Raw genomic sequence first — 25,696 nt, forward strand, 5'->3', positions numbered from 1 at the left:
GATGAAACTACTCATTGTTGAAGATGATTTACTGCTCCAGCAAGGCCTGGCGCTGGCACTCTCTGCCGAGGGTTACACGCTGGATTGCGCAGGTACGGCTGCCGAAGCCGATGGGCTGATCCAGAGCGGCGAATACAGCCTGGTGATCCTCGATCTTGGGCTGCCGGATAAAGACGGTGCAACGCTACTGAGCCAGTGGCGTCGCCGGGGTGTGGCGAATCCAGTGCTGATCCTGACGGCACGCGATGCGCTGGAAGACCGCATCAATGGCCTCGACTCAGGGGCTGACGACTATCTGGTTAAGCCCTTTGCGCTGGTTGAACTTCAGGCGCGTGCCCGTGCGTTGATCCGGCGCTATCAAGGGCACAGTGATAACCTGCTCAGCGACGGCGATCTGACCCTGAATCTGCAAACGCAGCAGGTTCTACAGCAATCCCTGCCGGTTGAAATTACGCCCAAAGAGTTTGCCCTGCTGACGCGGCTGATCATGCGCACCGGGCAAACCGTTCACCGTGAAACCTTGCAGCAGGATATTTACTCCTGGCAGGACGATCCGGGCTCGAATACCCTTGAGGTTCATATTCATAATCTACGAGGCAAGCTTGGTAAAGATCGGATCAAAACGGTACGCGGCGTGGGTTATCGTCTGGAAAGCCAAAAATGAATAGCATGCGCCGTCGCCTGATGGTGTTGCTGGCAGTTATCCTGCTTTTTTTTCAACTGATAAGCGTGGTCTGGCTCTGGCATGAAAGCCGGGAACAGATTAGTTTTCTGGTCAGCGAGACGCTGTCAGCAAAATCCCGTAATCAGCACGTTGAAAAAGAGATCCGTGAGGCGATTGCCTCCCTACTGGTGCCTTCCCTGGTGATGGTCGGTTTTACGCTACTGTTCTCATTCTGGGCCGTTAGCTGGATCACACGTCCTCTAAACCAGCTTCGTACCAGCCTGGCAAACCGGTCTGCCGACAATCTCACCCCGCTGCCGATGTATTCCGATATGGAAGAGATTGGCGCTGTCACCACCTCACTCAATCTGCTGCTTGCCCGGCTGGATCATACGATCCAGCAGGAGCGCTTATTCACGGCCGACGCCGCCCATGAATTGCGAACGCCGTTGGCGGGTATTCGCCTGCATCTGGAACTAATGGTGCAATCGGGTTCCTCTCAGGCCGCGCCATTGATCACCCGTATTGACCAATTGATGCATACCGTCGAGCAGCTGCTGATGCTGGCCCGGGCTGGCCAGGCGATGGCAAGCGGTCACTACGAGACGATAAACTTATCGGATACGATCATCGCGCCGCTGGCGCTTGAGCATGAGACTAAAACGCATACCCTTGTCTGGCCGCAACCTGCTGCGCTGACGGCCCAGGGCGATGCTGTGCTACTCCGCCTGATGGTACGTAATTTATATGAAAATGCGGTGCGCTATAGCCCAGCAGGCTCCACTATTGAGATTCGGCTTGAGACGCAGGATGAGGGTACGCTAATCAGCGTTCTCGATCATGGCCCGGGCATTGATGAAGCCCATCGCCAGTCAATTACTGAGCCGTTTCGTCGCATCGATCAGCGTTACGGTGGCAGCGGTCTTGGATTGAGTATTGTGCAGCGTATTATTCAGCTCCATCACGGTAAACTGCAGCTAAACAATCGCCCGGAAGGCGGGTTGGTCGTACAGTGCTGGTTGCCGACAACCTTGGGCTAAAAAAAAGCCCCCTGATTCAGGGGGCCATTGACTGTACTAACGCTTGTAGATAAATTCGACGCCTTCTTCGTCATCTTCATCCCAGTCGTCGTCCCAGTCTTCGTCGTCTTCTTCGACTTCAACTTCTTGTTCTTCAAGCTGCTGACGGTGGTAGTCATCCCACATGAATTCGACTTTCTCAGGCTGTTTCGCTTCTTCTGCCTGCGTAATCGGATTCTCAATGATGAAGGTCATCACGTCCCAGCACAGATCTTTCACGCCCATCTGGCTTGCGGCAGAGATGAGATAGTACTTTTCTTCCCAACCCATCGCTTCTGCGATAGCTTTAGCTTTCGCTTCGGCTTCCGCTTTGTCCATCAGGTCAATCTTGTTGAAGACCAACCAGCGTGGTTTGCCTGCCAGTTTGTCGCTGTATTTTTCCAGCTCACCGATGATGATACGGGCATTTTCTGCCGGATCAGAACCGTCGATAGGATCGATATCGATGAGATGCAGCAGCACGCGGCAGCGCTCAAGGTGTTTCAGGAAGCGAATGCCTAATCCAGCCCCTTCTGCAGCACCTTCGATCAGACCCGGGATATCCGCGACCACAAAGCTCTTCTCGTTGTCCATACGGACCACGCCGAGGCTTGGTACCAGCGTCGTAAACGGATAGTCAGCCACTTTTGGCTTGGCCGCAGACACCGCACGAATAAAGGTGGATTTACCGGCATTCGGCATCCCCAGCATTCCCACGTCTGCCAGCAGCATCAGTTCAAGCTGCAGATCGCGTTTGTCGCCCGGCGTACCCATCGTTTTTTGACGAGGGGAACGGTTAACGGAGGATTTGAAACGGCTGTTGCCCAGGCCGTGCCAGCCGCCTTTTGCCACCATCAGGCGCTGACCGTGTTTGGTCATATCACCCATGGTTTCGCCAGTGCCCTGATCGATAACGCGCGTCCCCACCGGGACTCTGACCGTTACATCTTTACCGCGCTTACCGGTACAGTCACGGCTCTGGCCATTCTGACCACGTTCAGCACGGAAAGACTTTTCAAAACGGTAGTCGATCAGGGTGTTGAGGTTTTCGTCGGCTTCGAACCATACGTCACCACCATCACCGCCGTCGCCGCCGTCAGGGCCGCCTCGCGGAATGTATTTCTCACGGCGGAAGCTTACGCAACCATTACCGCCATCACCTGCCACGACCAGGATCGCTGCTTCATCAACAAACTTCATTTTACTCTCCGTAAATCATTCGCCTGAGCGGGGGACAACTACAACCGCTTCACTTTTGCGCCAACGTCCCCAAAGACGATGACCAATGGCGGAATACATCGCGCCCGCAACCACGACAAACGCACCGAGATAAGCCCACAGGTTTAACATCGGTTTGACGAAGAAATCGGGCCAGGCCATTGATAATAAATCTGAAAATAATAGCGTAAACAGCGGGGTCAGCGTAATCAATGCGCTCACCTGTGCTGCCTGCCAGCGCGCCATCGCCTCTGCCAGTGCGCCGTAACCTACCAGCGTGTTCACTCCACAGAAAATCAGACACGCGAGCTGCCAGTCGCTGAGCAAAGAGATGACTCCAGGCTTCGCAAGCGGCAACAGTGCAATAGTACATAAAGTGTACAGCAAAAACAGGATCTGCTGTGAGGCCAGTCGACGCAATAACACCTTTTGCGCGACGCCATAACTCACCCAGACCGCCGCGGCGCCTACGCCGAAAATGACGCCCCAGGTGTAATCTGTCAGCCGGGTAAATATTTCTATCAGGCTGGTATTGAAGAACAACACCAGGCCACTGAGCAGCATTACAGCCCCAATAATCTGCGTACCGCGCATCTTCTCTTTGAGGATGAAGACACTGGCGATCATCATGCCAACCGGTGAAAGTTGACCGATAACCTGCGAGGCCGTAGGACTGAGATATTGCAGGGAAGAGCTGAATAAAATGAAGTTACCGAACAGGCCCCCTGTCGCAATCGCCAGCATGATGAGCCAGCGCGGCTTGCGAAAGATACGCAGCGGTGGAAGCTTACCCTTGATGGCCAGGATTGTTCCGAGCCCGACAGAGGCCATCAGGAAGCGATAGAACACTATTGTCGGCGGCTCCATCACATCGAGAACCTGCTTCATTGCAATTGGCAGTGCACCCCAGCACATCGCAGTAATGAGTGCCAAAAGAATACCAATGCCAGCCTGCTGCTTCATGCCCGTTTTCCCTACAGAAAAAATGACCGGGTTTCCAATGTAAAAAGCCCCGCAACACGTTGCGGGGCTTTAATCCGTTACCGGACCGAGAAAACCTTACTCAGCAACGATGCTGATGTATTTACGGTTGTTCGGGCCTTTAACTTCAAATTTCACTTTACCGTCTGCTTTAGCAAACAGAGTGTGGTCACGACCGCAACCTACGTTGTTACCAGCGTGGAATTTGGTACCACGTTGACGAACGATGATGCTACCCGCCAGAACGGTTTCGCCACCGAAACGCTTAACGCCGAGGCGTTTAGCTTCTGAATCGCGACCGTTACGAGTTGAGCCGCCAGCCTTTTTATGTGCCATTTAAATCTCTCCTCAGGTCTTAGGCGCTGATGCCAGTAATTTTCACATCAGTGAACCACTGACGGTGGCCCTGCTGCTTACGGTAGTGTTTACGACGACGAAACTTAACGATCTTAATTTTCTCGCCACGACCATGAGCAACAACTTCAGCCTTGATAACGCCGCCATCAACGAAAGGAACGCCGATTTTGACTTCTTCACCGTTTGCGATCATCAGCACTTCAGCGAACTCAACAGCTTCGCCAGTTGCGATGTCCAGCTTTTCCAGGCGAATGGTCTGACCTTCGCTTACTCGGTGTTGTTTACCACCACTTTGGAAAACCGCGTACATATAAAACTCCGCTTCCGCGCACATCCTCGTGTGATTCAGAGTGCGCTATAAATATTCACAATAGGGCGCGAATATTACGCAAAACGCGAGCCTTTGACAAGTGCTACCATCAACAGATGAAGAAAAAAAAGACAACACGTAAGGTAACGTTTATCTGGCGCGTTTTTTCAGTACAATCAGCAATACTATTGATAAACCGAACCCTTCGTTAGCCCATGTAATATGGGGTGAACAGGATTACAAGCCCGGCTTTTGCGATGAATTTAGATAAAATCAATGAGTTAACCGCGCAAGACATGGCGGGTGTGAATGCAGCAATTCTGGAACAGCTCGATTCTGACGTTCAACTAATCAATCAGTTGGGTTATTACATCGTCAGCGGCGGAGGCAAACGCATCCGTCCGATGATCGCTGTACTGGCCGCGCGCGCGGTTGGCTATCAAGGCAATGCGCACGTTACGATTGCCGCCCTGATCGAATTTATCCACACCGCAACGCTGTTGCATGATGATGTCGTGGATGAATCGGATATGCGTCGTGGTAAAGCTACCGCTAACGCGGCCTTCGGTAATGCTGCCAGCGTACTGGTCGGTGACTTTATCTATACCCGCGCCTTCCAGATGATGACCAGCCTGGGTTCGTTGAAAGTGCTCGAAGTGATGTCCAAAGCGGTGAACGTGATTGCTGAAGGCGAAGTTCTGCAGCTCATGAACGTCAACGACCCGAATATCACTGAAGAGAACTACATGCGGGTAATCTACAGCAAAACCGCACGTCTTTTCGAAGCTGCGGCGCAGTGCTCTGGTTTACTCGCAGGCTGCTCCGAGGAGCAAGAACGCGGTCTGCAGGATTACGGACGCTATCTTGGCACCGCCTTCCAGCTGATTGACGATCTGCTCGATTACAGCGCCGACGGTGAAACGCTGGGTAAAAATGTGGGCGACGACCTGAACGAAGGCAAACCAACGCTTCCACTGCTGCATGCGATGCGTAATGGCACCCCTGAGCAAGCGAAGCTGATACGTGAAGCCATTGAGCAAGGTAACGGCCGACACCTTCTGGAGCCCGTACTGGAAGCAATGGCAGCCTGTGGTTCCCTGGAATGGACGCGCCAGCGTGCCGAGGAAGAGGCAGACAAAGCTATCGTCGCACTGCAGGTCATCCCGGATAGCCCGTGGCGAGATGCCCTTATCGGCCTCGCACATATTGCTGTTCAGCGCGATCGCTGAGGGTCAATGAACTCTCTTTTTCGTCAACAGAGAGTTCTTATAAATTCCAAATTTTTATCCATAAAATTGTTAATGAATTCGCTTACAGGCCGCATGAATAAAGCCCTGGCAAAATCTGAATGTGGCTCACAGTAACGCGAACTTTTTAGAACCCTTGTTCGAAGTAGGTATAGTAACCGCGTCATTTAAGATGAATGACGTGTACGAACCTGAACAAAGGGGACAACGGAATGGAGAAGAAATTTATCGACTGGCACCCGGCAGATATTATCGCCGCGCTGCGTAAAAAGGGAACGTCGCTGGCCGCGGAATCACGCCGCAATGGCCTCAGTTCATCCACGCTAGCAAACGCGCTCACCCGCCCCTGGCCAAAGGGAGAGCTGATCATTGCAACTGCGTTAGGAACCGATCCCTGGACAATCTGGCCTTCGCGTTATCATGACCCAATTACCCACGAATTTGTCGACAGAACACGCATGATGCGTCAGAGAAGACCCGCAAAAGAAAATCAGGAATGATTTTCTTATCATCGGAATAGCAACCCCCCGGTCACTGTGACAGGGGGCTGCCCGAACGATTACTCGCCCTTCACACGCTCGATATTTGCACCCAGCGCACGCAGTTTATCTTCGATACGCTCATAGCCGCGATCGATGTGATAAATACGATCCACCGTCGTCGTCCCTTCCGCAATACAACCCGCCAGCACCAGGCTCGCAGAAGCACGCAGATCCGTCGCCATCACCTGCGCACCGGACAGTTTTTCTACGCCATGGCAGATCACGGTGTTACTTTCGATTTCCGCGTGCGCACCCATACGGATCAATTCCGGTACGTGCATAAAGCGGTTCTCGAAAATCGTTTCGGTGATAAAGCCCGTCCCTTCCGCTACCAGGTTCAGCAGAGTGAACTGTGCCTGCATATCCGTTGGGAATGCTGGATGCGGAGCCGTACGGACGTTGACGGCCTTAGGACGCTTGCCGTGCATGTCCAGGCTGATCCAGTCTTCACCGGTTTCGATATCCGCACCGGCATCACGCAGCTTCGCCAGCACGGCGTCCAGCGTATCAGGCTGGGCATTACGGCAGACAATCTTGCCGCCGGAGATCGCTGCAGCAACCAGGAAGGTACCGGTTTCGATACGGTCAGGCAGAACGCGATAAACACCGCCACCCAGGCGGGCAACGCCTTCAATGGTAATACGGTCCGTACCCTGGCCAGTGACCTTCGCACCGATCGCGTTGAGGAAGTTCGCCGTATCGACGATTTCCGGCTCGCGTGCGGCGTTCTCAATGACGGTAGTCCCTTCAGCCAGCGTCGCAGCAGACATAATGGTGACGGTCGCACCGACACTCACCTTGTCCATTACGATGTGCGCGCCTTTAAGACGACCATTGACTGACGCTTTGACGTAGCCCTCTTCCAGCTTAATGTCTGCGCCGAGTTTCTCGAGACCAAAGATATGCAGATCGACCGGACGGGCACCGATGGCACAACCGCCCGGCAGAGAGACCTGACCCTGACCAAAACGGGCCACCAGCGGACCCAGCGCCCAGATGGAGGCACGCATGGTTTTCACCAGATCGTAAGGCGCGGAGAAATTATTGACGTTGCTGGCGTCGATCCACACGGAACCGTTGCGCTCAACTTTAGTCCCGAGCTGACCGAGCAGCTTCATGGTGGTGTCGATATCTTTCAGCTTCGGTACGTTCTGAATCTCTACCGGCTCTTCAGCAAGCAGTGCAGCGAAGAGGATAGGCAGCGCGGCGTTTTTAGCGCCGGAAATTGTGACTTCGCCCTGAAGGCGCGTTGGCCCCTGAACACGAAATTTGTCCATGTGATTACTCTCTGTATAAATTCAACCGTGCTGCGGGCAATCACCCTCAGCTCAAAAACCGTTTAGTTTGCGATCGCGTGCCCACTCAGTCGGGGTGAACGCCTTGATCGACAGGGCATGGATACGATTATCCGCGATATATTCCATCAGCGGCGCATAGACAGCCTGCTGTTTCTTCACGCGGCTCATGCCGTCGAATACCTCACCCACAGCAATAACCTGAAAGTGACTGCCATCGCCGGAGACGTGGGCTTCCTGAAGGGCAAGTGCATTCATCAGCACGGTCTGGATTTCATGATTTTCCATGGGGGTTCATATCATCTGGTAGTGAAAACAAGCCCAACATCTTAGAGCAAAGTGGCGCAGTCTTAAACAAGCAAAAAGCCCCGACGATGAAACTGTCGGGGCTTTCGATAGTAACGTACTGAAAAAGTTAGCGCGGTAAAACGTCTACCGGCAAATTATAGAGCTGAGCCAGGGTAATAACATTGTCGCTGGCGCCAGAAAGTGAGACCTGCCGCCCTTGCTGTTTGCCTGTTGCCACCAGATGGACCAGCAGCGCAACCCCCGCCGTATCAACGCGAGAAACATTGCCGAGATCGATACAGGAAACGCCCTGCATCGCTTCGTGGCGCGCATCCCACAGAGGATTCAGAAAATCCTGATCCAGCTCGCCAGTGAGCAATAACGTCTCACCCTCGCGGGCCCAGCTGAGCTGCGTCAGCATTATTTTTTCTCTTCCAGGGAGATTTTCTGACGCGAGATGCTGTTCAGCTGCGCGGTCAGGCCATCGATGCCTTTAGTACGCAGCAGATCGCTCCATTCGTTCTGCTTCGTGGTGATCATGCTCACCCCTTCAGCAATCATGTCGTACGCCTGCCAGTTGCCGGACTGGCTGTTCTTACGCCACTGGAAGTCTAAACGCACCGGAGGGCGACCGTTCGGGTCGATGATAGTGACGCGAATAGGCACTATCGTTGCATCGCCCAGCGGTTGCGCAGGGGCAATCTGGTAGGTCTGGCCGTGATACATCGCCAGCGCCTGTCCGTAGGCCTGCTTCAGGTATTCACGAAATGCGCTGAAATAGGCCTCACGCTGGGCCGGGGTCGCGTCTTTGTAGTAACGACCCAGCACCAGTGCACCGGCATATTTCACCTGCACATAAGGCAGCAGTTCCTGATCAACCACGTCACGCAGGTAATCGGGATTAGAACGAATCTTAGGTTGTTCATTTTTAAGGCGATCGAAGGTTTTCTTAGCCGCTTCGGTCATCTGTTGATAGGGATTGGTCTGATCGGCTGCATTTGCGGCAGTCAGAGGGGCAATCATCAGCATGGCAACCATTAACAGTCGTTTAAACATGAATTACTTCTCCTGAGATGAATTCGTCGTACCAGCAGGCGGCACAGCATCGGTTTGTGGGGGGGTCTGAGCAGCCTGATCCTGATCGCCACCTTTACTGTTACTGTTGTAAAGGAACTGACCAATCATATCTTCTAATACCATGGCTGACTTCGTATCCTGAATCACACCGCCATCTTTAAGAATAGTCGTTCCCAGTTCGGGATCTTCAAAACCGACGTTCAGCGCCAGGTATTGTTCTCCCAGCAGACCGGAAGTACGGATAGAAAGGGAACTGGTATCCGGGATATGGTTGTAGCGCTCTTCAATGTCCAGCGCAACGCGAGGCAGATAGTTTTTCTCATCCAGCGTAATATCCGCCACGCGCCCTACTACTACGCCACCAATACGCACTGGTGAGCGATTTTTCAAGCCGCCAATGTTGTCGAAGGTGGCATAGATACGATATGTCGGCTCGGTACGGATCGTCGTGACATCCGCGACTTTAAAGCTTAAAAAGAGTGCGGCCAGCAGTGCCAGCAACACAAAAATGCCTACCCAAATTTCAGTTTTTTTCGTTTGCATGAACTCAATTCCCAAACATCAGTGCGGTGAGCACAAAATCCAGAGCCAGTATGGCAAGCGACGAATGCACAACGGTACGCGTTGTTGCCCGGCTGATGCCAGCTGAAGTCGGGATTGCGTCATAGCCATTGAATAACGCAATCCAGGTGATAGTCACGGCGAATACCGCGCTTTTAATCAGGCAGTTAATCAGATCCAGACGCCAGTCAACCGCACTTTGCATCGCAGACCAATAGAAACCGGCATCGATCCCTTTCCATTGCACGCCAACCAGCGAGCCGCCCCAAATCCCGACGGCGACAAAGAGGATAGTCAGCAGCGGCAAAGAGATCATCCCCGCCCAGAAACGCGGCGAAATGACCCGTCGCAGTGGATCCACCGCCATCATCTCCATACTGGAGAGCTGCTCAGTGGCACGCATCAGGCCAATTTCGGCGGTCAGCGCCGACCCGGCGCGACCAGCAAACAGCAGCGCCGCAACCACCGGACCCAGTTCTCGCAGCAGGGAGAGCGCCACCAGCATGCCGAGGCTGGTTTCTGCGCTGTAGGTGGTCAGCACTAAATACCCCTGCAGCCCTAATACCATCCCGATGAAGACACCGGAAACGATGATAATGAGCATCGACAGTACGCCGACGTTATACAGCTGGCGTACCAGTAGAGGGGCATGCTTGCGGAATTCCGGTTTCCCGACCAGCGCATTGAATAACATCAACCCGGCACGCCCGAACGTCCTGATGGTTTTTATGCCACGGTGTCCGAGAGCGGCCAACGCATTTAACAGCATGAGCGGCTTAACTCCCTATTCCCAATAAATCTTGATGATAATCACCTGCCGGATAGCGGAACGGCACAGGGCCATCAGCGATACCGTCCAGGAACTGTCGTACCCGCGGGTCGCTGTTATTCTGCAAAGAGTGTGCGCTACCGTGAGCAACAATTTTTTTGTCCGCCACAATGTAAGCGTAATCGGCGATGCTGAGGACTTCAGGGACATCGTGCGACACCACGATGCAGGTGACACCCAGGGCACTATTAAGCTCGGAAATCAGCTTAACCAGCACACCCATGGTAATGGGATCCTGTCCGACGAAGGGTTCATCGAACATGATCAAATCCGGTTCCAGGGCAATGGCGCGCGCCAATGCTGCCCGACGCGCCATGCCGCCAGAGAGCTCCGAAGGCATCAGTTTAGCCGCACCGCGCAGCCCCACCGCCTCGAGCTTCATCATCACCGTGCTTTTCAGCAGCTCTGCAGGCAGACGTGTATGCTCCCGCAGCGGATAGGCCACGTTATCGAAAACGTTCAGATCGGTAAATAGCGCACCCGACTGGAACAGCATGCTCATGCGCTTACGCACGGTGTACAGGCGCGAGCGCGACATGGTCGGGATATTCTCACCGTCGAAGTGGATCTCTCCGCTTGCCGGGGGGATCTGGCCGCCAATCAGGCGCAATAAGGTGGTTTTACCAATGCCGGATGGCCCCATAATGGCGGTAATTTTACCGCGAGGCACAGTCAAAGAGATGTTGTCAAAAATGACCCGGTTGCTGCGCGTGAAGCTGACGCCACGGACATCAACAATATTCGCCCCATTCAGGCTCATGCAAATTTCCTTTCTATTGCTGGTGCAGGATCACCATGAGGCTTAATTCAGCCGCAAACCCAACATTTTTACAGAATATTACCCACTGAGGTTAGCGAAAGCTGGCATTTGTTTTACTTTTACGGCGCATAAAGTCAAAATTAGGAATTCGTTACGTCTACAGACTGTATGCAGCGCCAGAGATTTTTTCTCAGTGGACCGGCGAGTATACCTGAAGAAAGGACTTTTGATGCTTCTAGCAACGGCACTGTTAATAATTGGTTTACTTTTGGTGGTCTACAGTGCCGACCGTCTGGTGTTCTCCGCATCAATTCTGTGTCGTCTGTTTGGTATCCCCCCCCTGATTATTGGGATGACGGTGGTCAGCATCGGCACCTCTTTGCCGGAGATCATTGTCTCCGTTGCAGCCTCGCTGCACGATCAGGTGGATCTCGCTGTCGGCACCGCCATTGGCTCCAATATCGTCAACATATTGTTAATTCTGGGCCTTGCCGCGCTGCTGCATCCATTTCGCGTACATTCTGATGTTCTGCGCCGTGAATTGCCGCTAATGTTAATTGTCAGCCTGCTGGCAGGCTGTGTCCTTTATGATGGGCAATTAACCTTTAGCGACGGCATTTTTCTGCTGGCCCTGGCGGTCATTTGGCTGTTTTACATTGTAAAACTTGCCAGAGTGGCTGAAAAGCAAGGTCAGGACACCTTAACCCAGGAGCAAGTTGCCGAGCTCCCACGGGAAGGCACTTTACCCGTTGCGTTACTGTGGCTGGGCGTCGCGCTGATCATTATGCCGATGGCCACGCAAATGATAGTCGATAACGCGACGGTTCTGGCGAACTACTTCGCGATAAGCGAATTAACCATCGGCCTGACGGTGATTGCCATTGGCACCAGTCTGCCTGAGTTGGCCACCGCTATCGCCGGGGCACGTAAAGGCGAGGATGACATTGCGATTGGCAATATTATCGGCTCGAATATTTTCAATATTGTGATCGTGCTTGGCCTGCCTGCCCTGATTGCCCCAGGCGCTTTTAACCCGCTCGCCTTTAGCCGTGATTACGGCGTGATGGTGATAGTCAGCGCAATTTTCGCCCTGCTCTGCTGGCGGCGAAAGCAACAGATTGGTCAGGGCGTAGGTGCGCTGCTGACGGTGGGATTTATCGTATGGATGGCGATGCTTTACTGGCTCTCGCCTCTTCTCTCTGGGTAAACGGAAACGCATTATGTCGCAAATAGAATTGCAGCCGGGTTTTGACTTTCAGAAAGCAGGAAAACAGGTTCTGGAGATTGAACGTGAAGGTCTGGCGCAGTTAGATCAATATATTAATCAGGATTTTAGCTTAGCGTGTGAAGCGTTATTCCGCTGCACTGGCAAAGTCGTGGTAATGGGAATGGGTAAATCCGGTCATATTGGCCGGAAAATGGCGGCTACGTTTGCCAGCACCGGCACCACGGCATTTTTCGTTCACCCTGGCGAAGCCGCCCACGGCGACCTGGGGATGGTCACCGCGCATGATATCGTGATTGCGTTATCCAATTCCGGCGAATCCAATGAAGTGCTGGCGCTGATCCCGGTGCTAAAGCGGCTTCACGTTCCCCTCATCTGTATTACCAGCCGTCCGGAGAGCAGTATGGCGCGCGCCGCAGATATCCATCTGTGCGTTAAAGTGCCAAAAGAAGCCTGTCCACTGGGGCTGGCACCGACGTCCAGCACAACCGCAGCGCTGGTAATGGGCGATGCACTCGCCGTCGCCCTGCTGGAGGCTCGGGGCTTTACCGCCGAAGATTTCGCTCTCTCGCACCCGGGCGGTGCGCTGGGGCGAAAATTACTGCTGCGGGTTAACGACATTATGCACACCGGCGACGAAATTCCCCATGTCAGTAAAACGGCCTCCCTGCGCGATGCTCTGCTGGAGATCACCCGCAAGCATCTGGGTATGACGGTCATTTGCGATGACCAGATGAAGATTGAAGGCATCTTTACTGACGGTGACCTGCGCCGGGTTTTTGATATGGGCGTCGACGTCCGCAAGCTGGGTATCGCCGACGTGATGACCACTGGCGGTATTCGGGTGCGTCCCGGCTTGCTGGCCGTCGAAGTGTTAAACCTGATGCAGTCCCGCAATATTACCTCCGTTATGGTTGCCGATGGCGACCAATTGCTGGGTGTGATACATATGCATGATCTGCTGCGCGCAGGCGTAGTGTAATGAAGGATAAGACAATGAGTAATGCGGGTGCGTCCGTTGCAACCTGTTATGGCCCGGTCAGTTCGCAGATGATGGCGCAGGCAGAAAACATTCGCCTGCTGATCCTGGATGTGGATGGTGTTCTGTCCGACGGTCTAATTTATATGGGTAATAATGGTGAAGAGCTGAAGGCTTTCAACGTGCGCGATGGCTATGGTATTCGCTGCGCGCTCACTTCTGGCATAGAAGTTGCCATTATCACCGGGCGTAAGGCTAAACTAGTAGAAGATCGCTGCGAGACGCTGGGTATTACCCATCTCTACCAGGGACAATCGGATAAGATAGTCGCTTTCAGGGACTTACTTGGTAAACTGGCTACCGCCCCGGAACATGTTGCTTATGTTGGCGATGACCTGATTGACTGGCCAGTGATGGCAGAAGTGGGTTTGAGCATCGCCGTTGCCGATGCCCATCCGCTGTTGATCCCGCGCGCTGACTATGTCACCCGTATTAACGGCGGTCGCGGTGCAGTTCGGGAAGTGTGTGACTTGCTGCTGCTGGCGCAAGGTAAGCTTGATGAGGCCAAAGGGCAATCGATATGAGTAAAACCAGACGTTGGGTGATTATTCTACTGTCGCTGGTCGCTCTGATACTGATTGGCGTGAATCTCGCTGACCGCGACGACACACAAGCGCCGACGGTGAATACCAACGATCCAACCTATAAAAGCGATCACAGCGATACGGTAGTTTATAGCCCGGAAGGTGCCCTGAATTACCGCCTGATCGCCCAGCACGTTGAGTATTTTTCCGAACAGGGTGTGTCGTGGTTTACCCAACCGGTAATGACCACCTTTGATGCCAATAAAATTCCAACATGGTCGATAAAATCAGACCGGGCAAAACTGACAAATGACCGTATGCTTTATCTGTATGGTCACGTTGAAGTGAATGCGCTGACCGCTGACTCACAGCTGCGCAAAATCACCACCGATAACGCACAGATTAACCTTGTGACGCAGGATGTGACGTCTCAGGATCTGGTTACGTTATATGGCACCACATTTAATTCCAGCGGTCTGAGAATGCGCGGGAACTTACGCAGCAAGAACGCAGAGCTGATTGAAAAGGTTAGAACCTCCTATGAAATTCAAAACAAACAAACTCAGCCTTAATTTTATCATCGCCAGCACGCTGCTGGCCGTCAGCCTGCCCGCGCTTGCTGTAACGGGTGATACCGAGCAGCCGATCCATATCGAATCCGACACACAGTCACTCGATATGCAGGGTAACGTCGTGACCTTTACCGGCAATGTTGTTGTGACCCAGGGCACCATCAAAATCAACGCTGATAAAGTCGTTGTCACCCGTCCGGGCGGCGAAGACGGGAAAGAAGTGATTGATGGCTATGGCAACCCGGCCACCTTCTATCAGATGCAGGACAACGGCAAGCCCGTCAAAGGTCACGCCTCGCAGATGCACTACGAACTGGCGAAGGATTTCGTCGTTCTGACCGGGAACGCATTCCTGGAACAGCTCGACAGCAATATTAAAGGCGACAAAATCACCTACCTGGTGAAAGAGCAAAAAATGCAGGCCTTTAGCGAAAAGGGCAAGCGTGTTACGACTGTACTTGTTCCGTCGCAGTTGCAGGACAAAAACAACAATCAGGCTCCGGCACAGAAAAAGAGTAACTAATTCGTTATGGCAACATTAACTGCAAAGAATCTCGCAAAAGCCTACAAAGGCCGCCGCGTAGTGGAAGATGTCAGTTTGACCGTCAACTCCGGCGAAATTGTCGGCCTGTTGGGTCCTAACGGTGCGGGTAAAACCACCACCTTTTACATGGTGGTCGGGATTGTGCCGCGCGATGCGGGAAACATCATTATTGATGATGAAGACATCAGCCTGCTGCCTCTTCACGCACGTGCGCGCCGCGGCATCGGCTATTTACCGCAGGAAGCCTCCATTTTCCGCCGTCTGAGCGTGTTCGACAACTTGATGGCGGTGCTGCAAATTCGTGACGATCTCTCCGCAGAACAGCGTAACGATCGCGCCAATGAGCTGATGGAAGAGTTCCACATTGAGCACCTGCGCAACAACCTGGGTCAGGCACTTTCCGGGGGTGAACGTCGCCGCGTGGAAATTGCCCGAGCATTGGCAGCCAACCCTAAATTTATCCTTCTGGATGAACCGTTTGCGGGCGTTGACCCCATTTCAGTAATCGATATAAAACGTATCATTGAGCATCTGCGCGACAGCGGGCTCGGTGTGCTCATCACCGATCACAACGTCCGTGAAACGCTGGCGGTCTGTGAGCGCGCTTATATCGTCAGCCAGGGTCATCTTATTGCCCACGGCACACCGCAGCAGATCCTTGAAGACGAGCATGTTAAGCGCGTGTATCTTGGGGAAGACTTCAGACTCTGATAGGGTAGAAGTTTAGTCTCGCGTAAACGGAGAAAAATGCTCTGAACATGAAGCAAGGTTTGCAATTAAGGCTCAGCCAACAGCTGGCGATGACACCGCAGTTACAACAGGCCATCCGTCTGTTGCAACTATCGACGTTAGAACTCCAGCAGGAACTTCAGCAAGCGTTGGAAAGTAATCCCCTGCTCGAGCAAACCGATCTTCACGAAGAGATAGAAACCCAGCAGCCTCAGGATAAAGAAGCTCTCGATACGGTTGAGGCCCTCGAACAAAAAGAGATGCCCGACGAGCTTCCGCTCGATGCCAGCTGGGATGAAATCTATACCGCCGGAACACCTTCCGGCACGCGTGCAGACTACCAGGATGATGAGCTCCCCGTTTATCAGGGTGAAACCACCCAGACGCTACAGGATTACCTGATGTGGCAGGTGGAGCTAACGCCATTTTCCGATACCGATCGCGCCATCGCCACCTCGATTGTCGATGCTGTTGATGACACGGGCTATCTGACCGTATCGCTGGACGACATTCTTGAGAGTATTGGCGATGATGAACTCGAGCTTGAAGAGGTCGAGGCGGTACTGAAGCGCGTACAGCGCTTTGATCCGGTCGGCGTCGCTGCCAAAGATTTACGTGACTGCCTTCTTATTCAGCTTTCCCAGTTTGCCAAAGAGACGCCGTGGCTCGAAGACGCGCGCCTGATCATCAGCGAACATCTTGATCTGCTGGCGAACCACGACTTCCGCTCCCTGATGCGCGTCACGCGACTGAAAGAGGATGTGCTGAAGGAAGCGGTCAATCTGATTCAGTCGCTGGATCCGCGCCCCGGGCAATCTATCCAGGCCGGTGAGCCCGAGTATGTGATTCCGGATGTGCTGGTGCGCAAGCACAACGGTCTGTGGACCGTGGAGCTCAACGCCGACAGCGTTCCGCGCCTGCAAATCAACCAGCATTACGCGTCAATGTGTACCAGTACGCGCAACGACTCCGATAACCAGTTCATCCGTAGCAACCTCCAGGAAGCGCGCTGGCTGATTAAAAGTCTCGAAAGCCGCAATGACACACTGCTGCGCGTGAGCCGCTGCATCGTTGAACAGCAGCAGGCGTTTTTTGAACAGGGCGATGAGTTTATGAAGCCGATGGTGCTGGCCGATATCGCCCAGGCCGTCGAGATGCATGAATCGACGATTTCCCGCGTGACGACGCAGAAGTATTTGCACAGCCCGCGCGGTATTTTTGAGCTTAAGTATTTCTTCTCCAGCCATGTGAATACCGAAGGCGGTGGCGAGGCCTCGTCGACGGCGATCCGGGCGCTGGTGAAGAAGTTGATCGCCGCGGAGAACCCCGCGAAACCACTGAGTGACAGTAAGTTGACCACCATCCTGTCCGAACAAGGTATCATGGTCGCACGCCGTACTGTTGCGAAGTATCGAGAGTCTTTATCCATTCCGCCGTCTAACCAGCGTAAACAACTGGTTTGACACAACCGATAAGGAAGACACTATGCAGCTCAACATCACAGGACACAACGTCGAAATCACTGAAGCCCTGCGCGATTTTGTTAACACCAAATTCGCCAAACTTGAACAGTATTTCGAGAGGATCAATCAGGTCTACATTGTGTTAAAAGTGGAAAAAGTGACTCATATCTCGGATGCGACCCTGCATATCAACGGGGGTGAAATCCATGCCAGTGCGGAAGGGCAGGACATGTACGCGGCTATCGACGGCTTGATCGACAAGCTGGCCCGGCAGCTAAACAAACATAAAGATAAACTGAAACAACACTAATTGTCCGGGCTGTTAACGGGTGCAGGACGGCCTGTTGTGAAACACAACGGGCCCTTTGTACAGTTAGCGCTTAGGTGAAATTATGATGAATAACGAATCCACTCTACAACTGAGCAACGCCCTTAATCAGGAATGTACCCGCAGTGCAGTTCACTGCCAGAGCAAAAAACGTGCGCTGGAGATCATCAGTGAACTGGCCGCAAAACAGCTGGGCCTGCCGTCGCAGGTGGTGTTCGAAGCCATTCTGACCCGCGAAAAAATGGGCAGTACCGGTATCGGCAACGGCATCGCTATTCCACACGGCAAACTGGAAGAAGATACGCTGCGTGCCGTGGGGGTATTTGTACAACTCGAAACGCCGATCGCGTTTGATGCCATTGATAACCAACCGGTCGATCTGCTGTTTGCGCTGCTGGTGCCCGCTGACCAGACAAAAACGCATCTGCACACGCTCTCGCTGGTAGCCAAACGTCTGGCGGATAAAACTATCTGTCGTCGTCTGCGCGCGGCACAGAGCGATGACGAGCTTTATCAAATCATTACGGAAGCAGAAGGCAATCAGGATGATGCGTAATCGGGTGATGGCATTGACATCTGTAGCCCTGAGGAGAAACGGTACATGGTGCTGATGATCGTCAGCGGTCGTTCAGGTTCAGGGAAGTCGGTGGCCCTGCGAGCGCTGGAAGATATGGGCTTTTACTGCGTGGATAACCTGCCGGTTGTCCTGCTGCCCGACCTGGCGCGTACGCTGGCCGAGCGACAGATTTCTGCCGCGGTCAGTATCGACGTGCGTAACATGCCTGAATCACCAGAAATCTTTGAGCAAGCGATGAGCAGCCTGCCGGAGGCGTTTTCGCCTCAGCTGCTGTTCCTTGATGCCGATCGTAATACGCTGATCCGCCGCTACAGCGACACCCGTCGCCTGCATCCACTCTCGAGTAAAAATCTGTCGCTGGAAAGTGCGATTGACCAGGAGAGCGATCTGCTGGAGCCGCTGCGTTCCCGGGCAGATCTGATCGTCGATACCTCGGAGATGTCCGTCCATGAGCTGGCAGAAATGCTGCGCACGCGTCTGCTGGGCAAACGCGAGCGTGAGCTAACGATGGTCTTCGAATCGTTCGGCTTTAAGCACGGCATTCCTATTGATGCGGACTATGTGTTTGACGTGCGCTTCCTGCCGAACCCGCACTGGGATCCGAAGCTGCGTCCGATGACCGGTCTGGATAAACCGGTGGCCGCGTTTCTCGACCGGCATACTGAAGTGCATAACTTTATTTATCAGACGCGCAGCTACCTTGAACTCTGGTTGCCGATGCTGGAGACAAACAATCGCAGCTATCTGACAGTGGCGATTGGCTGTACCGGGGGTAAGCACCGTTCGGTTTACATTGCTGAGCAACTGGCTGACTATTTCCGCTCGCGCGGTAAAAACGTGCAGTCTCGTCATCGTACGCTGGAAAAACGTAAAACATGACCGTAAAGCAGACCGTTGAAATCACCAACAAGCTGGGCATGCACGCCCGCCCGGCGATGAAGCTGTTTGAACTGATGCAGGGTTTTGACGCGGAAGTTTTGCTGCGCAACGACGAAGGCACCGAAGCGGAAGCCAACAGCGTGATTGCGCTGTTGATGCTGGATTCAGCAAAGGGCCGACAAATCGAAATTGAAGCCACCGGTCCGCAAGAAGAAGAGGCGTTGGCCGCAGTCATTGCGCTGTTTAACGCCGGTTTTGATGAAGACTAATGCAGGTTGTGCGCCTGCATGTACCCTTCTCCGCCTAGCTGGCGCATCTGGCGTATGATCCACGCCTGACGGCTGCGAACGTAGCCAGAGGGCGCAGTGGCTTTAAAGCGAATCGGATTGGGTAACACCGCCGCTAGCAGTGCGGCTTCTGATGGTGTCAGACGGCTTGCCGGTTTACGAAAATAACGCTGTGCCGCCGCCTCAACGCCAAACACACCCTCGCCAAACTCCGCAATGTTCAGGTACACCGTCAAAATACGCTTTTTACTCCACACGGTTTCAATGCCCAGCGTCAGTCCGGCTTCCAGCCCCTTGCGTACCCAGCTACGTCCGTCCCACAGAAACAGATTTTTCGCCGTTTGCTGAGACAGTGTCGACGCTCCGCGAACTCGACTCGCATTACGCTCGTTATGCGCCAAGGCTTTTTCGATCGCCCCAATGTCAAAGCCCCAGTGTTCCGGGAATTTCTGATCTTCCGCAGCAATCACCGCGAGCCCCATCCACGGCGAGATCTCATCCATGCTGACCCAGTCTGAATGGGCAACATAGCTCACATCCCCGGTGAACCAGCGGCTCAGCTGGCGCTCAATCATCACCGCCGAAAAAGGCACAGGCAGAAAACTAAACAGGGCGATGCCGCCGCCCCAGAAGACCGCCAGCACCAGCAAAATGCGCACGACGACCCGTCTCATCCAGCCTGCCCGCGGGCGTGTCAATCTCATTCAGTCAGCACCAGCACGCGGGCCACCAGCTTCTCAATGCCCACCGCGGCTTCGGCAATATCTTGCGCCAGCATCCAGGCGGGCGTGGTAACGATTTTGTTGTCTTCGTCGACCACAATATCTTCAACCGGACACGGGATATGCTCCCCGCCCATGTCTTCAATCACCTCGGCGGTATCAATGTCGGTGCCAATGGTCAGACGCAGTGGAATATCAAAGATTGCTGGCAGCAGTGCCGGGGCGATGCAGATAAAGCCCAGCGGTTTACCCGCGGCATGCAGCTGCTGGGTCAGGGTTTTTAAATGGCTGTCGACCTGACAGGCGCTCCCCTGGCGGGCAAAATCACTGAGATTTTTCGCCGCGCCAAACCCGCCCGGCACAATCAGCGCATCCAGTTCCTCGGCGCGGGCCTGATGAAGAGGACGAATCTGTCCGCGCGCGATCCGCGCCGCTTCGATCAATACGTTCCGGCTTTCTGCCATTTGCTCGCCGGTGAGGTGGTTAATGACATCCGACTGGGTTTTATCCGGTGCGAAGCAGACGGCTTCCGCCCCGCTGCGCGCCAGTGCCAGCAGCGTCAGCACCGCTTCGTGGATCTCTGAACCATCGTAAACGCCGCAACCGCTCAGTATTACGCCAACCTTTTTCATCCTGCCAATCCTTATGAATATGTTACACGCCCATTAATAATTCTGATTAAAACGGTATGCTTCACACATTTAACTGATTCATGTAACAAGTTATTTAAGATTTGCTATCTTAAGTGCGTACGGCCTTAATTTTGAGGCTACGCCCTTCCTGACAGACAATAATAATTCAGGCGCAGCCACGATTTCCCTGGTGTTGGCGCAGTATTCGCGCACCCCGGTTTAGCCGGGGTCATTTTTTTCTGCTGTCCACCCACGCTTTCAGCACCGCCACATCGTTCTGCCACTCTTGCTTCATCTCTTCAACCCATTCACCAACATTATCGGACCATGCCGGTAAATCCGGTGACTGAATCTGCTGACCCAGTTGCTGCAAATGTCGCAGACCAATAGAGCCCGCCGCGCCCTTGATCTTGTGACCTTCTTCCACGATCCCTTTTTGATCGCGCGCCGTCAGGTTGGACTCCAGCACGTTCAAATAGCCCGGCATCATCTTTTCGAACACGGCAACACCGTCAGTGATCAGCTTCGGACCGACTAAATCGATGTACTGCTCAAGCATGGTGATATCCAGTAAGGACTGCGATTTTTCGGTATCTACTGTCGTCATGGTGCTCTCCTCTTCATCACGGGTGTCCCAGAATTTCTTGATCATCGCGGTTAGCGCCGGAACCGCCAGCGGTTTGCTTAGCACGTCGTTCATCCCGGCATCCAGATACTCGTTTTTATCCTTCAGCACGTTGGCGGTGAGCGCCACCAGCGGCGGCAGTTCGTCCTGGGCGTAGCGTTGCGTCAGCTCGCGGGAAATATCCAGCCCGGTCATATCCGGCAGCTGAATATCCAGCAGTACAAGATCGTATTCGCCAGGCGTGAACATCTCCAGCGCGGCTTTACCGGTCATCGCCACATCCACGCTGCTGCCGAGTTTCTCCAGCACCGAGCGGGCAACAATCACATTCAGTTCGATATCTTCAACCAGCAGCACATGCAGCGCGGGCAGCGGCATTTCATCCTGGTCAAAGGTATCTTCGACTTCTTCGGCCACCGCAGGCGCGTGAACGCTCAACGCAAACAGTGAACCTTTACCCGGATTGCTGGTGACAGTGATATCTCCGCCCATGCTCTTCGCCAGCCTGCGCGAGACCGCGAGGCCAATGCCAGTACCGGTGGCAGGCTTGCCGCCATGGCTGTCTTTCACCTGGTAATACATGGCGAAGATTTTGTCCTGCTCTTCCTGCGGAATACCGATCCCGGAATCTTCCACTTCGAACTGCAGCATCTCACCCTCACCGTAGCGCACGCGAACCGCGACCTGGCCACTTTGGGTAAATTTGACGGCATTGCTGATTAAGTTCCACAGGATCTGGCGCAGGCGGGTGCCGTCCGTGACCACTTTATGCGGTAGCGGCAGCGTCGGATCCAGCACAAAGCGCAGCCCTTTCTGCTGCGCCTGCAGGCCTGAGAGGTTTTCCAGGTCGGCAAGGAAGCTGGTGAAGTCCACCGGCTGATTATCCAGTTGGACCCTGCGCCGTTCCATCTTATCCATATCGATAATATCGTTGAAGATATTGCCGAGCGTGACTGCCGAAACATGAATAGTTTTGAGGTATTTTTCCTGCTCGGCCGTCAGATCGGTATCCAGCAGAATGCGGCTTAAGCCGACGATGCCGTTGAGCGGCGTACGCAGCTCGTGGCTGATGGTGGAGATAAAGGTGGTCTTGTCACGGCTGGCGCGCTCCAGCGCATCCTGATAGCGCTTACGTTCGGTAATATCGCGTCCGAAGCCCATCAGCCCGTGGCGCTTCCCGACGCGATCGTAGTAAGGCACTTTGCGAATTTCGAAACACGCTTTACGCCCGTCCGGGTAGTCGAGCCACTGCTCGTAGGTCAACGAGACGTTATGGCGGAACACCTTCTCGTCGGTTTCGATAACTTTGGCCGCCGCCTCTTCTGAATACACATCCTGCGGCCGCAGGTTAACCAGCTGTTTTTCACTCTTGCCGGTCAACAGCTCCATCGCCCGGTTGCAGCCTGAGAACTCTTTATCTTCATTGCGATAAAAGACGAGGTCTGGCGAAGCATCGAGGAAAGAGCGCAGGAAGGAGGATTGCTGTTCGAGCTGAATTTGCGTCTGTTCGCGCTCTTTCATCTCGACCTTCAACTGCTCCAGAGTCGTCTGACGCTCAGCCTCCGCCTTCACACGATCGGAGATCTCCTGATTGAGCTGGGCAATGTTGTCTTTAAGCTGCACGTTAAGCTTGAGATCGCGCTCACGCATCTCTTCGAGCTTTTCCACCACCCGGGTCAGGCGCTGGCGGGACTCTTCAAGCTGCTCCACCACCACCGACAGAAAATAGACCGCCCACGGCGTGATCAGCAGACCAAAGAAAATAGAGCGAATAAGATCGATGCTCTCAACCTGCCCATGCAGCACCATGGTAATGGCCATCTGCACCACTATCGCCAGCACCACCAGCGCCAGCGCCAGCAACAGGGAGAAGCGCACCAGGCCAAGCTTCATCATCAGATCGACATAGTACTGCGCCAGTAACCGAATTTGCTTCATAGGGGATCTCTTCACGACGTCATCGCACAATCATACGCAAATTCCAGGCAAGGCGTTGAAGGTTGTGCGAAAAAGTGAGGTGTAAAACAGGAGATGCGCCCCACTCCCACAGAGGAAGTGAGGCAAATGACAATCAGGAGCGCTTCAGCATCAGCCACAGGCTGAGCAGCAGGAACGAGGCGCTTGGCAACAGGGCGCCAAGCATCGGAGGAATGCCATAAACCAGCGTCAGCGGGCCGAAGATTTGGTCCAGCACGTAGAAAACAAAGCCGAAGCTGATACCCGTTACGACGCGCACCCCCATCGCCACGCTACGCAGTGGGCCGAAGATAAACGACAGGGCCATCAGCATCATCACCGCCACGGAAAGTGGCTGGAAGATCTTGCTCCACATATTGAGTTGATAACGCCCGGCGTCCTGGCCGCTCGACTTCAGGTACTTCACATAGTCGTGCAGGCCGGTGATGGAGAGCGCATCGGGATCCAGCGCGACCACGCCGAGTTTGTCCGGGGTCAGATTGGTTTTCCAGGTACCCGAGACGGTTTGTGACCCGGTGATCTGCTTCGGATCCTGCAGGTTGGACTCATCCACCTGCGACAGACGCCAGACTTTGTTTTCCGTATCAAAGGTTGCTGAGGCCGCATAACGCACCGACTGCAAACGACGCTGATCGTTAAAGCTGTAGATGCTGACGCCGCCGAGCGAGTTATCGCCCTTCACGCGTTCGATATAGACAAAGTTTTTACCGTCTTTTGCCCACAGCCCCTGTTGCGTGGAAAGCAGCGAGCCGCCGTACATCTGCTGTGCGCGGTAGTTACGCGCCATCTGCTCGCCCTGCGGCGCAACCCACTCGCCCATCGCCATGGTCAGCAGCACCAGCGGGATAGCGGTTTTCATCACCGACGCCGCCACCTGCATGCGGGTAAAGCCCGAGGCCTGCATCACCACCAGCTCGCTGCGCTGTGCCAGCATCCCCAGCCCCAACAGCGCACCCAGCAGCGCCGCCATCGGGAAGAAGATCTGCACATCTTTCGGCATGCTCAGCAGGGTGTACATCCCAGCGCCGAGCGCGTCATAACTCCCTTGCCCGGCCTTCTTGAGCTGGTCAACGAACTTGATGATCCCGGAGAGCGACACCAGCATGAACAAGGTCATCATGATGGTGGTGAATATTGTTTTACCGATATAGCGGTCAAGAACGCCAAACGCCTGCATTACACCGCTCCTTTACGCATAATCCGGGCCCGTACACGGCGCATCGGCACGGTATCCCACAGATTGAGGGCCACCGCCAACAGCAGATAGAGTCCGTTGACCACCCAGGTCCAGACCACCGGGTCAATTTTCCCTTTGCCACCGTTCGACTTAATTGACGTTTGCAGCAGGAAGAACACCAGATACAGCAGCATGGCGGGCAGCATAGACAGCACGCGACCCTGACGCGGGTTCACCACGCTCAGCGGAACCACCATCAGCGCCATCATAAAGACGGTAAACACCAGCGTGATACGCCAGTGCAGCTCGGAGCGGGCGCGGTCGTTGTCGGTGTTTATCAGGGTACGCATGTTCATCTGCTCGGTATCGGTCGGATCCAGCGCCACCGTCTGATGACCAATAATCGCCTGATAATTCTGGAAGTCAGTAATGCGGAAATCGCGCAGCAGGGCCGTGCCTTCAAAGCGAGTACCTTTGTTCAGCGTGACGATCTGCGAACCGTCTTTCCCCTGCGAGAGCTGACCGGAATCAGCCACCACCACCGACGGACGGGCGTTACCTTTAGTGCGAATTTGGGCGAGGAATACGTCGTTAAAGCGGCTACTGTCGACGCTTTCAATAAACAGGACCGAGCTACCGTCAGCCGCCTGCTGAAACTGACCCTGCGCCAGGGCAGCCAGACCAGGGTTGGCTTTGGCTTCAGCCAGCACTTCATCCTGATGGCGGGAAGAGACGGGGCCAGCCCACATGACGTTCACGGCGGCAACAATGCCGGTAAACAGCGCCAGCACCATCGCGGCTTTCACCAGCACCGATTTGCTCAGGCCGCACGCGTGCATGACCGTAATTTCACTATCGGTATACAGTTTACCGAGCGTCATCAACAGGCCGAGGAAAAGACTGAGCGGCAGGATAAGCTGCGCCATTTCGGGCACGCCTAACCCGAGCAGGGAAAGCACCAGATTTGTAGGGATCTCACCATCGACCGCCGCACCGAGGATCCTCACCAGCTTCTGACAGAAAAAAATCAGTAACAGAATAAAGAGTATCGCCAGCTGGCTTTTGAGCGTCTCCCGAACCAGATATCTTATGATTATCAAATTAAATACGCCCGTAAAAACCCATCTCTTTGCAGGAAAATCGCTTGTTTCATGGCTTAAACGTCATTTATTCTCTTGAGTCGTCGAAATCATCGCTAAGATTAGAACA

At 54.0% G+C, this 25,696-nt stretch carries 31 protein-coding genes; 15 read left to right on the forward strand and 16 right to left on the reverse strand.

The genetic code is table 11. The annotated features are described in order from the left end of the window. Position 1 precedes the first annotated feature (1 nt). The gene (pmrA, locus tag M8013_RS13450) at positions 2-664 is read left to right on the forward strand and encodes a two-component system response regulator PmrA (protein ID WP_271268306.1); all 663 of its coding nucleotides are present in this window, start codon (positions 2-4) and stop codon (positions 662-664) included. Continuing rightward, positions 661-1,704 (forward strand): two-component system sensor histidine kinase PmrB, encoded by a 1,044-nt coding sequence (gene pmrB / locus M8013_RS13455; RefSeq protein ID WP_271268307.1) that lies wholly within the window; start codon positions 661-663, stop codon positions 1,702-1,704. The genes pmrA and pmrB overlap by 4 nt, the downstream gene beginning before the upstream one ends. A gap of 36 nt (positions 1,705-1,740) precedes the next feature. Here the strand turns inward: pmrB and cgtA are convergent, their stop codons facing one another. The 4 genes from cgtA to rplU all read right to left on the reverse strand — a co-directional run bounded on the left by cgtA (position 1,741) and on the right by rplU (position 4,588). Then, on the reverse strand, positions 1,741-2,922 hold the full coding sequence (cgtA, locus tag M8013_RS13460) for an Obg family GTPase CgtA (protein WP_271268308.1): 1,182 nt from the start codon (positions 2,920-2,922) through the stop codon (positions 1,741-1,743). A 15-nt stretch (positions 2,923-2,937) separates the two neighbouring features. Continuing rightward, the gene (locus tag M8013_RS13465) at positions 2,938-3,903 is read right to left on the reverse strand and encodes a DMT family transporter (protein ID WP_271268309.1); all 966 of its coding nucleotides are present in this window, start codon (positions 3,901-3,903) and stop codon (positions 2,938-2,940) included. A gap of 96 nt (positions 3,904-3,999) precedes the next feature. Then, on the reverse strand, positions 4,000-4,257 hold the full coding sequence (rpmA, locus tag M8013_RS13470; protein WP_007673187.1) for a 50S ribosomal protein L27: 258 nt from the start codon (positions 4,255-4,257) through the stop codon (positions 4,000-4,002). A gap of 19 nt (positions 4,258-4,276) precedes the next feature. Then, positions 4,277-4,588: a 50S ribosomal protein L21 gene (rplU, locus tag M8013_RS13475; RefSeq protein ID WP_110510647.1), complete on the reverse strand. Its 312-nt coding sequence runs from the start codon at positions 4,586-4,588 to the stop codon at positions 4,277-4,279. Positions 4,589-4,845: 257 nt separating this feature from the next. Here rplU and ispB point away from each other — a divergent pair, with 257 nt between their 5' ends. Beyond that, positions 4,846-5,817, forward strand: a complete 972-nt coding sequence (ispB, locus tag M8013_RS13480) for an octaprenyl diphosphate synthase (RefSeq protein WP_271268310.1) — start codon at positions 4,846-4,848, stop codon at positions 5,815-5,817. A gap of 230 nt (positions 5,818-6,047) precedes the next feature. Further along, positions 6,048-6,335, forward strand: coding sequence for a DNA-binding transcriptional regulator SfsB (gene sfsB, locus M8013_RS13485; protein WP_271268311.1), 288 nt, complete (start codon positions 6,048-6,050; stop codon positions 6,333-6,335). Positions 6,336-6,394: 59 nt separating this feature from the next. On the opposite strand, the gene murA is transcribed toward sfsB, so the two are convergent. The 7 genes from murA to mlaF all read right to left on the reverse strand — a co-directional run bounded on the left by murA (position 6,395) and on the right by mlaF (position 11,187). Beyond that, positions 6,395-7,654, reverse strand: a complete 1,260-nt coding sequence (gene murA / locus M8013_RS13490; RefSeq protein WP_271268312.1) for a UDP-N-acetylglucosamine 1-carboxyvinyltransferase — start codon at positions 7,652-7,654, stop codon at positions 6,395-6,397. Positions 7,655-7,705: 51 nt separating this feature from the next. Further along, positions 7,706-7,960, reverse strand: a complete 255-nt coding sequence (ibaG, locus tag M8013_RS13495; RefSeq protein ID WP_271268313.1) for a BolA family iron metabolism protein IbaG — start codon at positions 7,958-7,960, stop codon at positions 7,706-7,708. A 127-nt stretch (positions 7,961-8,087) separates the two neighbouring features. Beyond that, complete coding sequence (gene mlaB, locus M8013_RS13500; RefSeq protein ID WP_271268314.1) at positions 8,088-8,381, reverse strand: lipid asymmetry maintenance protein MlaB; 294 nt, start codon at positions 8,379-8,381, stop codon at positions 8,088-8,090. Further along, positions 8,381-9,016 (reverse strand): phospholipid-binding protein MlaC, encoded by a 636-nt coding sequence (mlaC, locus tag M8013_RS13505; RefSeq protein ID WP_271268315.1) that lies wholly within the window; start codon positions 9,014-9,016, stop codon positions 8,381-8,383. The genes mlaB and mlaC overlap by 1 nt, the downstream gene beginning before the upstream one ends. A 3-nt stretch (positions 9,017-9,019) precedes the next feature. Next, complete coding sequence (mlaD, locus tag M8013_RS13510) at positions 9,020-9,580, reverse strand: outer membrane lipid asymmetry maintenance protein MlaD (RefSeq protein WP_271268316.1); 561 nt, start codon at positions 9,578-9,580, stop codon at positions 9,020-9,022. 4 nt (positions 9,581-9,584) lie between these two features. Beyond that, entirely contained in the window at positions 9,585-10,367 is a 783-nt protein-coding gene (mlaE, locus tag M8013_RS13515; protein ID WP_271268317.1) for a lipid asymmetry maintenance ABC transporter permease subunit MlaE, read from the reverse strand. Positions 10,368-10,374: 7 nt separating this feature from the next. Continuing rightward, positions 10,375-11,187, reverse strand: coding sequence for a phospholipid ABC transporter ATP-binding protein MlaF (mlaF, locus tag M8013_RS13520; protein WP_271268318.1), 813 nt, complete (start codon positions 11,185-11,187; stop codon positions 10,375-10,377). Between the two features lie 229 nt (positions 11,188-11,416). Between mlaF and M8013_RS13525 the strand changes: the two genes are divergently transcribed. From M8013_RS13525 to npr, 11 genes are all read left to right on the forward strand, one after another. Then, positions 11,417-12,394 (forward strand): calcium/sodium antiporter, encoded by a 978-nt coding sequence (locus tag M8013_RS13525; RefSeq protein ID WP_271268319.1) that lies wholly within the window; start codon positions 11,417-11,419, stop codon positions 12,392-12,394. A 13-nt stretch (positions 12,395-12,407) separates the two neighbouring features. Then, positions 12,408-13,394, forward strand: a complete 987-nt coding sequence (gene kdsD, locus M8013_RS13530; RefSeq protein ID WP_271268320.1) for an arabinose-5-phosphate isomerase KdsD — start codon at positions 12,408-12,410, stop codon at positions 13,392-13,394. Between the two features lie 14 nt (positions 13,395-13,408). Further along, entirely contained in the window at positions 13,409-13,975 is a 567-nt protein-coding gene (kdsC, locus tag M8013_RS13535) for a 3-deoxy-manno-octulosonate-8-phosphatase KdsC (protein ID WP_271268396.1), read from the forward strand. Continuing rightward, the gene (gene lptC / locus M8013_RS13540) at positions 13,972-14,547 is read left to right on the forward strand and encodes an LPS export ABC transporter periplasmic protein LptC (protein ID WP_271268321.1); all 576 of its coding nucleotides are present in this window, start codon (positions 13,972-13,974) and stop codon (positions 14,545-14,547) included. The genes kdsC and lptC overlap by 4 nt, the downstream gene beginning before the upstream one ends. Continuing rightward, a complete protein-coding gene (gene lptA / locus M8013_RS13545) occupies positions 14,516-15,070 on the forward strand; it encodes a lipopolysaccharide ABC transporter substrate-binding protein LptA (protein WP_271268322.1) in 555 nt (184 codons plus the stop codon). Before lptC ends, lptA begins: the two co-directional genes overlap by 32 nt. A gap of 6 nt (positions 15,071-15,076) precedes the next feature. Continuing rightward, a complete protein-coding gene (lptB, locus tag M8013_RS13550; protein WP_271268323.1) occupies positions 15,077-15,802 on the forward strand; it encodes an LPS export ABC transporter ATP-binding protein in 726 nt (241 codons plus the stop codon). 47 nt (positions 15,803-15,849) lie between these two features. Then, positions 15,850-17,283, forward strand: a complete 1,434-nt coding sequence (gene rpoN / locus M8013_RS13555) for an RNA polymerase factor sigma-54 (protein ID WP_271268324.1) — start codon at positions 15,850-15,852, stop codon at positions 17,281-17,283. A gap of 22 nt (positions 17,284-17,305) precedes the next feature. Beyond that, entirely contained in the window at positions 17,306-17,593 is a 288-nt protein-coding gene (gene hpf / locus M8013_RS13560; protein ID WP_095283584.1) for a ribosome hibernation promoting factor, read from the forward strand. A gap of 82 nt (positions 17,594-17,675) precedes the next feature. Next, a complete protein-coding gene (ptsN, locus tag M8013_RS13565) occupies positions 17,676-18,167 on the forward strand; it encodes a PTS IIA-like nitrogen regulatory protein PtsN (RefSeq protein WP_271268325.1) in 492 nt (163 codons plus the stop codon). Between the two features lie 45 nt (positions 18,168-18,212). After that, positions 18,213-19,067, forward strand: coding sequence for an RNase adapter RapZ (gene rapZ / locus M8013_RS13570; protein WP_271268326.1), 855 nt, complete (start codon positions 18,213-18,215; stop codon positions 19,065-19,067). Continuing rightward, entirely contained in the window at positions 19,064-19,336 is a 273-nt protein-coding gene (gene npr / locus M8013_RS13575; RefSeq protein WP_047058971.1) for a PTS phosphocarrier protein NPr, read from the forward strand. Before rapZ ends, npr begins: the two co-directional genes overlap by 4 nt. Here the strand turns inward: npr and mtgA are convergent. The 5 genes from mtgA to lptF all read right to left on the reverse strand — a co-directional run bounded on the left by mtgA (position 19,333) and on the right by lptF (position 25,587). Beyond that, positions 19,333-20,028: a monofunctional biosynthetic peptidoglycan transglycosylase gene (gene mtgA, locus M8013_RS13580; protein WP_418939537.1), complete on the reverse strand. Its 696-nt coding sequence runs from the start codon at positions 20,026-20,028 to the stop codon at positions 19,333-19,335. The two genes, npr and mtgA, sit on opposite strands and share 4 nt — an antisense overlap. Before the next feature lie 26 nt (positions 20,029-20,054). Then, on the reverse strand, positions 20,055-20,708 hold the full coding sequence (gene elbB / locus M8013_RS13585) for an isoprenoid biosynthesis glyoxalase ElbB (protein ID WP_271268328.1): 654 nt from the start codon (positions 20,706-20,708) through the stop codon (positions 20,055-20,057). A gap of 229 nt (positions 20,709-20,937) precedes the next feature. Continuing rightward, positions 20,938-23,271: an aerobic respiration two-component sensor histidine kinase ArcB gene (arcB, locus tag M8013_RS13590; RefSeq protein ID WP_271268329.1), complete on the reverse strand. Its 2,334-nt coding sequence runs from the start codon at positions 23,269-23,271 to the stop codon at positions 20,938-20,940. Between the two features lie 133 nt (positions 23,272-23,404). Beyond that, a complete protein-coding gene (lptG, locus tag M8013_RS13595; RefSeq protein WP_271268330.1) occupies positions 23,405-24,487 on the reverse strand; it encodes an LPS export ABC transporter permease LptG in 1,083 nt (360 codons plus the stop codon). Further along, positions 24,487-25,587: an LPS export ABC transporter permease LptF gene (lptF, locus tag M8013_RS13600; RefSeq protein ID WP_271268331.1), complete on the reverse strand. Its 1,101-nt coding sequence runs from the start codon at positions 25,585-25,587 to the stop codon at positions 24,487-24,489. The genes lptG and lptF overlap by 1 nt, the downstream gene beginning before the upstream one ends. Positions 25,588-25,696: the final 109 nt, after the last annotated feature.

Origin of the sequence: Silvania confinis, assembly GCF_025564085.1 — a bacterium.
Taxonomy (GTDB): domain Bacteria; phylum Pseudomonadota; class Gammaproteobacteria; order Enterobacterales; family Enterobacteriaceae; genus Enterobacter; species Enterobacter confinis.